This window comes from Paraburkholderia sp. WS6, assembly GCF_030464835.1.
Lineage (GTDB): Bacteria > Pseudomonadota > Gammaproteobacteria > Burkholderiales > Burkholderiaceae > Paraburkholderia > Paraburkholderia madseniana.
Window position 1 is genome coordinate 22,175 of record NZ_JALQCK010000045.1, and the last position, 11,530, is coordinate 33,704.

Sequence of the window (11,530 nt, forward strand, 5' to 3'; positions counted from 1 at the left end):
AGTGGACCGGTTGAGCAGAACCGGTCACGTAAAAAACAAAGGGCCTTCCGATCGGAAGGCCCTTCATAGGTGGTGCGGCTGGCAGGATTCGAACCCACGACCCCTTGGTTCGTAGCCAAGTACTCTATCCAACTGAGCTACAGCCGCACGCAGAAACGAGATTATAGCAAAGGTTTTCAAAAAGGGAAGCATGTAACTGCGATTTGTCTCATTGCCCTGATCGTGTACCCTTGATAGGCAGTCGCTTGCTGCAGTTAACGGACCATCATGAACAAGGCCTTTGTCAAAGAGTCGAGTGAAGAGAATGACGACGATCTCGACGTCGCCCAGCCCGAAATCCCCCCGGGTACGAAAAACTACATCACGCCCGCCGGCTACCGGCGTATGCGCGACGAACTGCTGCATCTGATCGATGTCGAGCGGCCGGAGGTGGTCAGACTGGTGTCGTGGGCGGCCTCGAACGGCGACCGCTCGGAAAACGGCGACTACATCTATGGCAAACGCCGTCTGCGAGAAATCGATCGGCGGATCCGCTTTCTGACCAAGCGCCTCGACATCGCTGAAATAGTCGACAGCAGCAAACAGGAAAACGTCGATCAGGTGTTCTTCGGCGCGACTGTCGAATATGCGACGGAAGACGGCGAGGTGCATACGCTGACGGTTGTTGGCGTCGATGAGGTCGACCTGGATGTCGGCCACGTGAGCTGGATCTCGCCGATCGCGCGAGCCCTGCTCAAGGCGAAAATTGGCGATACGGTGACGTTGTACACGCCGGCCGGCCCGCAGCCGATCGACATCCTGGATGTCAAGTATCCGCCGCCTGATACCGGCGGCGGTGCAGCATAAAAAAAGGCGCCGCGAACGGCGCCTTCGATGCTGCGGATGTTGCCGGCCGCTTTAGAAGCGGTGACGCAGACCAGCGGTCACAGCGACTTGGCTGTTCGTCGACGACGCCGCACCCAAGCCATTGATGTTTGCAACCAGGCCCGAGCCTTCGTTGACGCGCTGATACTCACCCTGCAGGTACACGTCCGTGCGCTTCGACAGCGCGTAGTCCGTTTGCAGGTTGAACTGGTTGTAGTTCGGGCGCACACCGTTCAGGCTGGCGCGAGTGTAGGTGTACGAACCCGCCAGGCTCAGTGCCGGCGTCAGCGCGTAGCGGCCGTTCACTTCGAAGTTTTGGAAGTGGGCGCTGTTGCTCGGCAGGGAGACGGCGGCGGCGGTACCCCCTGCAGCTGAGCTGATGCTGGTCAGGCCGGTCAGGTTGGTTTGCGTGTACAGGAGGCCAGCCGTTGCCGGGCCGAACGTGTAGTTCGCGCCTGCCCCCCAGGTTTGCTGACGCTTTGCTCCGAACGTGAAGTCGTCCGACACTGCGCCGCCGGTATTCGCCGTGCCGCTGCCGTTCAACTGCATGAACGCAGCTGCGACGTTCAGGCCACCCCAGTTATACGTTCCACCAACGCTGTATGCGCGGTTGTTCGCAAATCCGCCAGCCTGGTTCGAGAAGCCGTACATGGCGCCGCCCTTGAAGCCGCCGTAGTTCACGCTGGTGTACTTGACCGAGTTGTTGACGCGGAACGAGTTGTTCAGGTTGTCGTTATCGAACGGGTGGGCGAACTGCGTGCCGCCGTATTGCGTGCCCGTCAGGGACAGCGGGCCGACGTAGTCCACCATGCTGTCGTATTGACGGCCGAGGGTCACGGCACCGAACTGGTCGCTCGACAGGCCGACGAACGCTTGACGGCCGAATTCACGGCCACCTTGCTTCAGCGTGCCGTTGTTGATGCCGAAGCCGTTTTCCAACGTGAAGATGGCCTTGAGACCGCCACCGAGGTCTTCAGAGCCACGCAAGCCCCAACGGCTGCCGTTCACTGAACCGCTGGTTTCTTGCCAATTGCTGTGGCCGTGCTGGTTATTGGTATAGGTGATGCCGGCATCGATCAAGCCATACAGCGTGACGCTGCTCTGGGCATGTGCTGCCGTTGCAAAAACGCCCGTGAGGGCCGCGACCATGAGAGTCTTTTTCATCTTGTAACTCCGAGAGCTAGAGTGGGCGTTGAACCCAGGCTTAAGGAGACCATCACGCGGGCGCTGCGAGAGGCGAAATCCGCATGAGAAGCGCGCTGTACGCCACGCGCGCCGGTTTCCGGTTACGCAGAGTGTAGAGAGACGCTCGCAAAGCGGATGTTCCGATTTCCACAATAAAGTATTACTGGATATGAAACGATAGGCGAATAGCGTTTAAGCCTTGCTGATAAAGGCTTGCAGCGCTATTGAGGGGGGGCGTGAGAGGTGAGTCAACTGAATTGCGTTGCACATTCGCTACAGTAATCGATGCAAAAAAACAACGCGATAAATCGTAAAAAAGGATTGTTGTCGCTATAGCAATAGATGGTTGTCGATTATGCGAATAATCGATCTCGACTAAGCCGTTATACTGAAATCTCTGCTTTCCGAAGCAGACTTTTTCGTTGACGAAAAAGATCTCCAAACCTTTGTCGGCGCGACTTCCCAGTCGCGCTTTTTTTTTGCCTTCCGGTTGCGGATTCGCGGACGTTAGTCAGTGCGCCGGCGCAGCACCGTCCACATCACTCCAGTCGGTTGTCACCGAGACGCTCCAGTCTTCCATCACATAGCGGCGTGCATCCATGGGGGACGAGAGCAGATTTTGCCAGTGATCCCCATGCCACATGGGATCGACCTCGAAGGCCGAGGGTGATGGAGCGACCGGCTCGGATTGCGAGGGAACTGTCTTTGCGTGGGATTGGGTGAACCAGGCGATGAAGCGACGGAATTCATTGAACAGCATGGCAATCTCCTGACGCGCATTACTTCGCGCTACTGATTTCCATGATGCTGGCATGAGTGCGGCGCAACAACTCGGACAAACACTTACTAAAAACATCTTTTGTTACATGTTTTCGTGGGTATGCCGAAATTTTTTCCGATATCGGTTGTGCCCGATATCGAGTGAGTAATATTGACGTGAAAAGCGATTCTGTTTTCGCTGAATATGCGGTCGGAATTCGTCGATTCATTTGGCATTGACTTATCGCGCCGCATGCTAAGTGAATATGAAAAATTCGCTTGACGTTGTTTCTTCGTTCCCCGTATAACAGCAAAGCTGAATTTCAATTGCCAGATATGAAAGTGCCGAAGGCTTCAGAAATGCCCGATCGCAGATGAAATGGCCATGAAATGCAGTTTGAGGGCAATGCCCCGATTTTGATAAATCCTCGAGGGAAACTGGAATATGGAAACTGGTATCGTCAAATGGTTCAACGATGCTAAGGGCTTTGGCTTCATTACATCGGATTCGGGTGGCGAAGACCTGTTCGCGCACTTTTCGGAGATCCGCACCGAAGGCTTCAAGTCGTTGAAGGAAAGCCAGCGCGTCTCCTTCGAGGTCAAGGCCGGCCCGAAGGGCAAGCAAGCGGCGAACATTCAACCGCTGTAAGCCGCACCGCGCTGCTCCGCGTATGTCGCCGGGCAGCCTGATCGCCGGAAAGCCTTCGCACGACGCGAAGGCTTTTTTATGGGCATTCGTTATTATCATCGCGGCATAAACGATTAACTACCTGGTTCGAATTAATCTGGAGAAGATCGGGGGCGTAAAATTGAGCCCTGGAATCTAAAATCGACATCATAGAAATATAATAATTAACAGCTTTATGAGCGAATCGCAGGTCGTGCCGGAATCCAGTCTTTGTGCCGCACGGCGACAAGGGCAAAGCAATACTGGCTGGGTGCGCGGCGGCTAACTGGTGCATACTTGCCGCAAAGCCACGCGTCCAAAGTATCCCTTTCCATGTCTGAACAGTTTCTGCCGCAACCGGCCCTAGATGTGCCAATCGTCTTCGTCGACCTTGAAACCACCGGCGGCTCGACCAGTGAGCATCGCATTACCGAAGTTGGCGTGGTTGAAATAGGACCGGCCGGCGTGTCGCGTTGGAGCAGCCTGGTCGACCCTCAGCAACCGATTCCTTCCTTCATTCAGCAGCTCACCGGCATCACGAATGCGATGGTGCGAGGCGCGCCTACTTTCGACGTCATTGCGCCGGCATTGTTCGAGCGCCTGAACGGCAAACTGTTCGTCGCGCACAACGCCAGTTTCGATCGCGGTTTTCTGCGTGGGGAGTTTCGCCGGGCCGGACTAGCGTTCGATCCGGATGTGTTGTGTACCGTGCGCCTGTCACGCGCGTTGTTTCCGGCGGAAAAGCGCCATGGGCTCGATGCATTGGTGGAGCGTCATGGTCTCGTCCCGTCCGATCGTCACCGCGCACTTGCGGACGCCGATCTGATCTGGCAGTTCTGGCAACGTCTGCATGGCGGTCTCGTGCCACCGGACGTTTTGCAGGCGCAGATCGAGCGAACTACGCGGCGCTACCGGCTTGCAGGCGACATCACCGAAGATCTGCTCGACACGGCGCCAGCCGGATGCGGTGTCTACGCGTTCTATGGAGAAGGCGACCTGCCGCTCTATGTTGGGCGAAGCGTGCGTGTGCGTCAGCGGCTGCGTTCTCACTTGACGGGGGAGCGGCGGTCGTCGAAGGACGTGAGGCTCGCGCAACAAGTACGGCGTGTCGAGTGGCTCGCGACCGGTGGCGAGCTGGGCGCCATGCTCGCGGAGGCGCAATGGATCGCGACGCTGCGTCCCGGCCATAACCGGGTGCCGCGCGTCTTGAAGAGCGATCCCGTGGATGCGCCGTGGCCGTTCGAAGGTCCGATCGTGTTTGAGGAGCGTGAAGAAGCGTCGCACGCGCGTGCCTTTCATGTCGTCGACCGGTGGCGTTACCTTGGGCATGCGCCTTCGCTCGCCCAGGCGGCCGCGCTGCATGCTTCGAGCGAGGGTGGACCGTTCGAACTGTCGACCTATCGTCTTCTGCAAAGCCATCTGGCGCGCGGCTTGCGCGTGATGCCCTTGAGCGTCTCGAGCGGCACGCCTGTGCCGAGTCTGGCTTAACGCGAGTTTCGTGCGACAACCCGCTCATCAGGGCGGGTTCAATCCGCACCTGAGAGCGTTGGACCGATCGGAGTCTCAGACTCCGTTCGACCGCACCAACCGATCATCCCGTCGCACCGACTCCACCCGCTTCGCACACATGACCGAGAGCGCGCGTCAACGCGCTCGAATGGGCCGAGTCATAGCGCGTCAGTGATTTCCAGTTAGCAAGCGATTGCGCCACGCGCGACGGACAATCCTGCGCTGTGCGCAGCGGTTGCACCCGTGCGAGTCCGGCCACGAGCGACTGCGTCAGCCGGTCCAACTCCGGCCTCGTGCTGGTGGCAAGGTCGGGCGCAGGGCCTTCGGGCGGCCGCGTGCTGCGCCAGGTGTCAAACAGCGCGTTTTGCACTTCCTTGCTGGCGTCGATCTGATCCTGGAAGAAGGCGCGCGCAAACGCTGGATCGACGTTCGCTGCGACGGCGCGCTTTTCGACGTCGGCGAGCAACGCATTCTCGCGCGGTGTATCCGTAATCGCCTGGTGGTTCGCCCACTTCCAGCGCGCAACGGGTTCCGCGAGCGCGAGGCGCTGCGAAGCCAGTGCAATCAGGTTGGTGAGAGCGGTGTCGTCGCCATCCGCGACGGCAGGGGCGGGCGCGAGCGCAAGCGCCGTGAACAACGCGAGCGCGCATGACGCTCCAAAGCGATACGAGCGATTCATGGAAGGCGGGAGTGGCCGGTGGCCGCGGAAGAAAAAACAGAAGAATAGACGATGCGCGGATCAAGCGGGCGCGCTGAACGACTGAAAACAAGCTGCCGGGATATTTAAAGGCGCCCTAGGCGCCTATCAGAGACAGAGACGAGCGCTCTCAGTGCGCCGGGCGAAATCAGCCGGGCGTCACAATCAAGCAGGCGTAACCCGCGCCGCGAAAGCGGCAAACGACAATCGTAGGGGCACGTAGCAACTTTCGCCGCGCGCCGGACGCGCGGACGCTGATGCTGCATCGCGCCACTGCACACTTACTTCGAGTCGCACGACTTACGTTGTTCGTCGAAAAATGCGCGAACGTGCTCAGGCAGTTCGGCACCCAGAAACTCGACGCCAGCGGGTTCCGGATCCGGGCTAAGAACTTTATCCGGGGTCGGAATCTTCGGTGGTTTGGCATCCATGATCTCTCTCCTTTACAAACCGATTATCTGCCTCGGTCCCCGTTTTGCACCAGTGTCCGATGCGGCTCACATGTTGTGTGTTGCTTTAACGGTACAGCCTTACATTGGAACGGAATGTTTGAATAGAATTTATCGGTTGACTACGCAGAACTGAATTTGCCGCAGCCAATCAAAAACAGTCCGATATCTTCGCCATTCCCTTCCCAGCCTTCCCAGCCTTGCCCCATGCGCCTTCCGCGCATTATCTCTGTTGCGTCACAGCACAGCCTGTTCGTACCCGTTGATATGAACAAATCGCGATGATTTTTGTGCACTGCCGCATGGAAGGATTTTCTCCGCGTAAGTCCGAACGTTCGTTTATTACCGACTGGTTCAGCGCGTTCATTCAGCCCCCTAATTGTTTGTAAACGAACGATTGCGCGACTTCGTTGACGAACAGGAATACTTATTCTGAATATTTTTTGCAAATAAAAAGCGCCGCGCTCCAGACGAAGCGCGGCGCTCGCTGTGGACGATTTTTACGCGTTCGGCGCCGGAATTGTCACGGGTGTGGAGAAGGCCGCAGGTTTATCGGCGACTTCGACCTGGCCATGAATCCGTGCCTGATGACCGTCGGCAAACATGTAGTACGGGAATGGACGGGCCGGTTCCGAGACGGCGTCGAGACGCTCGATCAATTCCGGCGCGAGCGTGAAATCGAGTGAGCCGAGCGACTCCTGCAACTGCTCGGACCGCGTTGCGCCGACAATGATGCTCGACACGCCGCGCTTGTGATGCAGCCAGTTCAGCGCAACTTGCGCCATCGGCCGCTCCGCCAGATTCGCGACGGCCTCCAGTTCCGCGACGATGCGGAAGTTGCGCTCGGTCAGCTTGTCGAATCCCGGCGGCGGCGCGCTGGCCATGCTCGCAAGGCGCCCGTCGCCGGAAACAGCGCTCGCCGCTCCGCCTTGCGAAGGACGGTATTTGCCCGACAACACGCCCATACCCAGCGGACTCCACGGCACGAGCCCCATGCCCAGATTGGCGGCGAGATCGGCGAACTCGTTTTCGGCGTTGCGCTCGATCATCGAGTATTCGAGTTGCATCGCCGCGACCGGTTCGAAGCCGCGCCAGTCGGCAAGCGTCTGCGCCCGCCCGGCGAACCACGCGGGCGTATCCGACAGGCCGACGTAACGGATCTTGCCCGCGCGCACGGCGTCGTCCATCGCGCGCATTACTTCGTCCACCGGCGTGACGCGATCCCATGTGTGCAGGTAGTACAGGTCGATGTAGTCGGTGCCCAGACGCTTGAGCGAGCCGTCGAGCGCGCGCAGCAGATTCTTGCGATGGTTGCCGCCCGCGTTCGGATTGCCGGTCTCGGCGTTGTAGCCGTACTTGGTGGCGATCACGAGCCGGTCGCGCAGACCGCGCGCCGCGACGAATTTGCCGAGCCATTTCTCGCTGGTGCCTTCGGTGTACAGGTCCGCGGTGTCGACGAAGTTGCCGCCGGCATCCACGTACAGATCGAACAGGCGTTGCGCCGCTTGTTCGTCGGCGCCCCAGCCCCATTCGGTGCCGAAGGTCATCGTGCCGAGTGCGATCGGGCTCACGCGAAGGCCCGAGCGGCCGAGCAGGGTGTAGCGGTCCATCGTCATATCAGTCTCCTTGAGCGGTGAGGCGGGAAGCGTTGAATCGATGGCGTTATCGTGCGCCGATTCTTTGCTTGGAAAAATGCCGTCTGTCTGCAAGGATTGTGAAGTCTGGCTTAATAATGGAGATCGCGATGGACCCAGCCCAGTTGCCGGCGTTGATGGCATTCGCGAGCGTGGCGCGCCACGGCAGTTTCACGCACGCGGCTGCGGAAACCGGCGTGACGGCATCGGCGTTGTCGCAAAGCATTCGTTCGCTTGAGACTCAACTGAATGTGCGCCTGTTCAACCGGACCACCCGGCGTGTTGCCCTGACGGAAGCTGGCGCGCAGTTTCTCGCGCGCGTGCTGCCTGCGCTGGGTGAACTGGAGGCGGCCTTCGAGGCGCTCGATGAAACCCGCGAGCAGCCCGCAGGCACGCTGCGCATCAATTTGCCGAGAGTCGCGAGCGAGCTGCTGGTGTTGCCGCATCTGGCCGAGTTCACGCGTCGCTATCCGCAGATCCGTCTTGATCTGACACTCGACGATGGTTTCGCTGACTTGGTCGGCGAAGGTTTCGACGCGGGAATCCGGCTCGGCGAACGGATCGCGCAGGACATGGTGGCGGTACCCTTGGGCGGCGAGATCCGCATTGTCGTAGCCGGCTCACCGGCCTATTTCGAGCGCTATCCGGCGCCGGCGACGCCATCCGATCTCGCCGCTCACGATTGCCTGCGCTACCGCTTCTCGACCAGCGGCGGCATCTATCGATGGGAGTTCGCGCAGCCTGACGATCCGTCGCGTGTGTTCGAAGTCGAGACACGCGGGAGTCTCGTCACCAACGATCTGTACACGATGGTGCGGGCGGCGGAGCAGGGAGTGGGCCTCCTCCACGTGATCGACGACTACGTGAACGAGCAACTCGAAGACGGCCGCCTGGTCCGCGTGCTGGACGGGTGGTGTCCGAGCTTTCCGGGCTTTTATCTGTACACGGCGAGCCGCGCGCAGATGCCGTTCAAGCTGCGCGCGCTGATCGATTTCCTCCGGGAGAAGCGCGAAGTCCGATAGACCTCGCGTGTTGCTGCAGCTTCAGGCTGTGAATCGTTGCGTCGGACAGGATGCCGTGCGGCTCTCCCCGGGTGGTGTCTGCAACTGCCGCTGGTTTGTCGTTCGCCTCGATCGTGCCGCCGACTATCATTGAAGCGACTATCTGCGGCACAGGGTGCGGTGGATAACGGAAGCGCCGGCACCGGCGCGGAAGATGGCTGTCTTCGCCCTTCAGAGAGTTCGCCATGGAAAACGCTGTCTACTGGAAAGGACGTCAGGTCGGTATCGAGTGCGCTGGCCGGACCTTGTGGTTTTCGTCGGCGCCGCAGGAAGCCGTGTTGGCATATGGCACGAAGCCGGCTGAGAACGTGATTGTTGAAGATGCGGTCGTCGTTCGCAATCTCGGCGTGACCGCGCGAAGCGATCGATTGGATTTTGGCGGCTGAAGGGGCGCTACCGTTGATCGTTGTGACGGTCGGTTGAAGCGGGAGCCGCGTTGAAAACCGGCACCAGAAAGCAAAAAGCCCAGTCACGAGGACTGGGCTTTTTGCTTGAATCTTGTGGTGCCGGAAAGAGGAATCGAACCCCCGACCTTCGCATTACGAATGCGCTGCTCTACCGTCTGAGCTATTCCGGCATCAGGAGAAACGAGATTATAGGGACTTCTTCAGGAACTTGGCAAGCCCCCGCGGTCACTTTTTTGTTTCGAGATGGTAGCGCGTGACGCGATCGACTTCGTTCTTCGAGCCGAGGAACACCGCCACACGTTCGTGCAGACTTTTCGGCTGGATGTCCAGAATCCGCTTCTCGCCGTTGGTCGCGGCGCCACCGGCCTGCTCGACGATGAACGCCATCGGGTTTGCTTCGTACATCAGGCGGAGCTTGCCCGGCTTGTCCGGCGTGCGCTTGTCGGCTGGGTACATGAAGATGCCGCCGCGGTTCAGGATACGGTGCACGTCAGCCACCATCGATGCGATCCAGCGCATGTTGAAGTCGCTCTGGCGCGAACCGTCCTTGCCGTCTTTCAACTCGCCGATGTATTTCTCGACCGGCGGATACCAGTGACGCTCGTTCGAGGCGTTGATCGCATATTCACGCGTTTCAACCGGAATGCGCATATCGCTTTGCGTGAGTACCCACGAACCCAGTTCGCGGTCGAGTGTGAAGCAGTTCACGCCGTTGCCGGTGGTCAGCACCAGCACGGTTTGCGGGCCGTACACCGCATAACCTGCCGCGACCTGCTGCGTTCCGGGTTGCAGGAACGACTGTTCGGTGGGCTGCTGGCCGTCCGGGCAGCGCAGCACCGAGAAGATTGTGCCGATCGACACGTTGACGTCGATGTTCGACGAGCCGTCGAGCGGATCGAACACCAGCAGGTATTCGCCCTTCGGGTAGTTGGCGGGGATCGGGAAGAACTGCTCCATTTCCTCGGACGCCATGCCCGCCAGGTTGCCGCCCCATTCATTCGCTTCGAGCAGGATTTCGTTCGACAGGATGTCGAGCTTCTTCTGCACTTCGCCCTGAACGTTCTCGCTGCCCGCGGTGCCGAGCGCATCGCCCAGCGCACCCTTGCTGACGTGGTAGCTGATCGCCTTGCACGCGCGCGCGACGACTTCGATCAAGAGGCGCAGGTCGGCCGGCAGGTTGTTGGTCTCGCGCTGCTGCTCGATCAGGTACTTCGTGAGAGTGGTACGACGTTGCAAAGCCATTGCTGTACTCCGGGAAGGCTTGGGGAATGTCTCGATTTTAACCGCTCGCTGTGTCGGTTCCGTGCTTTTGAGATACGAGGGCGTGCGCCCGCCTCGCTAAGGGCTGTAAACGCGCGTGAAACTCAGGCTTTGCGGCGAGCCTTGATGGCCGTGACATGGCCGGCCACGTGGGTGGCAAGCGCGGCGGCACGGGCGTGTTCGGCCGGGACCTTCGGCATTTTGGGCCGGTTCGCCTTGGGCATCGGCTCGATCTCGCGCTCGATCTGCTCGCCGGCCGCCGCGGTAGCGACACGCAGGTCGTAGGCGATCTGAAGATTCAGCCAGAACTGCGCACTCGCGCCGAAGTAACGTTCGAGCCGTAGCGCGGTGTCGGCCGAGATGGCGCGTTTGCCGCGCACGATGTCGTTGATGCGCGGCGCCGGTACGCGCAGCGCAAGGGCGAGCGCGTTGACGGACATGCCGAGCGGCTCGAGGAACTCGCACCGCAGAATCTCGCCGGGGTGGATTTCCGGGATGCTTTCGCCGGTGCTGATGTCGGAGAAATCGATGCTGCCCAGATCGGAGCGTTTGATGACCATGCCGGTCTCCCAATAATCAGTGATAGTCGACAATTTCGACATTCAGCGCCTCCCCGTCGACAAAGTGAAAACAGATTCGCCACTGCGCGTTGATGCGAATGCTCCACTGCCCGCTGCGCTGGCCTTGCAAGGATTCGAGCCGGTTGCCCGGCGGCGCATGCAGGTTGCGGATTGACCTGGCGGCGTCGATCATGAGCAGCTTGCGGCGTGCGAGCGCCTGCATATGAAGCGGCAGTGAATGCACGAACTTGCCCTGAAAGATTGCTGCCGTGGCCTTGTCGCCGAATGTCGTGATCATGGGATGATATAACGCGTTGCGTTAAACGTAAACCGTTAAATGAATGCGTTTACTTTCCACCCGCCGAACCGATACGAACAGTCGTCCAGACGGCTAACGTTGACGTCCGCACACCGCTTTATCGCAAAATTCAGGACGAAAAAAAGCCGGCAACACGTGCCGGCTTTTCGCTGCGCAAAG

General features: G+C 59.5%; 13 protein-coding genes and 2 tRNA genes. 5 read left to right on the plus strand and 10 right to left on the minus strand.

The window, feature by feature from the left end; all coding sequences use genetic code 11:
• Window positions 1–70: 70 nt before the first annotated feature.
• A tRNA-Arg gene (locus tag M0D64_RS36405) sits at window positions 71–147 on the minus strand.
• A gap of 120 nt (window positions 148–267) precedes the next feature.
• Here M0D64_RS36405 and greB point away from each other — a divergent pair.
• Window positions 268–846 (plus strand): transcription elongation factor GreB, encoded by a 579-nt coding sequence (gene greB / locus M0D64_RS36410; protein ID WP_266261282.1) that lies wholly within the window; start codon window positions 268–270, stop codon window positions 844–846.
• A gap of 51 nt (window positions 847–897) precedes the next feature.
• On the opposite strand, the gene M0D64_RS36415 is transcribed toward greB, so the two are convergent.
• Window positions 898–2,028 carry a porin gene (locus tag M0D64_RS36415; RefSeq protein ID WP_266261283.1) on the minus strand — a complete coding sequence of 377 codons (1,131 nt, stop codon included), beginning with the start codon at window positions 2,026–2,028 and terminating at the stop codon, window positions 898–900.
• Window positions 2,029–2,560: 532 nt separating this feature from the next.
• Entirely contained in the window at window positions 2,561–2,809 is a 249-nt protein-coding gene (locus tag M0D64_RS36420; protein WP_154559932.1) for a hypothetical protein, read from the minus strand.
• A 444-nt stretch (window positions 2,810–3,253) separates the two neighbouring features.
• Here M0D64_RS36420 and M0D64_RS36425 point away from each other — a divergent pair, with 444 nt between their 5' ends.
• Together M0D64_RS36425 and M0D64_RS36430 are read left to right on the plus strand one after the other, a co-directional pair.
• On the plus strand, window positions 3,254–3,457 hold the full coding sequence (locus M0D64_RS36425) for a cold-shock protein (RefSeq protein ID WP_054037310.1): 204 nt from the start codon (window positions 3,254–3,256) through the stop codon (window positions 3,455–3,457).
• Between the two features lie 351 nt (window positions 3,458–3,808).
• Window positions 3,809–4,963, plus strand: coding sequence for an exonuclease domain-containing protein (locus M0D64_RS36430; protein WP_154559933.1), 1,155 nt, complete (start codon window positions 3,809–3,811; stop codon window positions 4,961–4,963).
• 103 nt (window positions 4,964–5,066) lie between these two features.
• Here the strand turns inward: M0D64_RS36430 and M0D64_RS36435 are convergent, their stop codons facing one another.
• From M0D64_RS36435 to M0D64_RS36445, 3 genes are all read right to left on the minus strand, one after another.
• Window positions 5,067–5,663, minus strand: coding sequence for a chorismate mutase (locus M0D64_RS36435; RefSeq protein ID WP_154559934.1), 597 nt, complete (start codon window positions 5,661–5,663; stop codon window positions 5,067–5,069).
• A gap of 299 nt (window positions 5,664–5,962) precedes the next feature.
• Window positions 5,963–6,112, minus strand: a complete 150-nt coding sequence (locus M0D64_RS36440; protein WP_266261284.1) for a hypothetical protein — start codon at window positions 6,110–6,112, stop codon at window positions 5,963–5,965.
• Window positions 6,113–6,630: 518 nt separating this feature from the next.
• The gene (locus M0D64_RS36445) at window positions 6,631–7,746 is read right to left on the minus strand and encodes an aldo/keto reductase (protein WP_266261285.1); all 1,116 of its coding nucleotides are present in this window, start codon (window positions 7,744–7,746) and stop codon (window positions 6,631–6,633) included.
• A 128-nt stretch (window positions 7,747–7,874) separates the two neighbouring features.
• Between M0D64_RS36445 and M0D64_RS36450 the strand changes: the two genes are divergently transcribed.
• Both M0D64_RS36450 and M0D64_RS36455 read left to right on the plus strand, forming a co-directional pair.
• On the plus strand, window positions 7,875–8,786 hold the full coding sequence (locus M0D64_RS36450; protein WP_199203024.1) for a LysR family transcriptional regulator: 912 nt from the start codon (window positions 7,875–7,877) through the stop codon (window positions 8,784–8,786).
• Window positions 8,787–9,010: 224 nt separating this feature from the next.
• Entirely contained in the window at window positions 9,011–9,211 is a 201-nt protein-coding gene (locus M0D64_RS36455) for a hypothetical protein (RefSeq protein WP_266261286.1), read from the plus strand.
• 115 nt (window positions 9,212–9,326) lie between these two features.
• Here the strand turns inward: M0D64_RS36455 and M0D64_RS36460 are convergent.
• The 4 genes from M0D64_RS36460 to M0D64_RS36475 all read right to left on the minus strand — a co-directional run bounded on the left by M0D64_RS36460 (window position 9,327) and on the right by M0D64_RS36475 (window position 11,350).
• Window positions 9,327–9,402, minus strand: a tRNA-Thr gene (locus M0D64_RS36460).
• 55 nt (window positions 9,403–9,457) lie between these two features.
• The gene (locus M0D64_RS36465) at window positions 9,458–10,474 is read right to left on the minus strand and encodes a class 1 fructose-bisphosphatase (RefSeq protein ID WP_054037301.1); all 1,017 of its coding nucleotides are present in this window, start codon (window positions 10,472–10,474) and stop codon (window positions 9,458–9,460) included.
• A gap of 122 nt (window positions 10,475–10,596) precedes the next feature.
• Entirely contained in the window at window positions 10,597–11,052 is a 456-nt protein-coding gene (locus M0D64_RS36470; protein ID WP_054037300.1) for a HigA family addiction module antitoxin, read from the minus strand.
• 16 nt (window positions 11,053–11,068) lie between these two features.
• Window positions 11,069–11,350, minus strand: coding sequence for a type II toxin-antitoxin system RelE/ParE family toxin (locus M0D64_RS36475; RefSeq protein ID WP_200564691.1), 282 nt, complete (start codon window positions 11,348–11,350; stop codon window positions 11,069–11,071).
• Window positions 11,351–11,530: the final 180 nt, after the last annotated feature.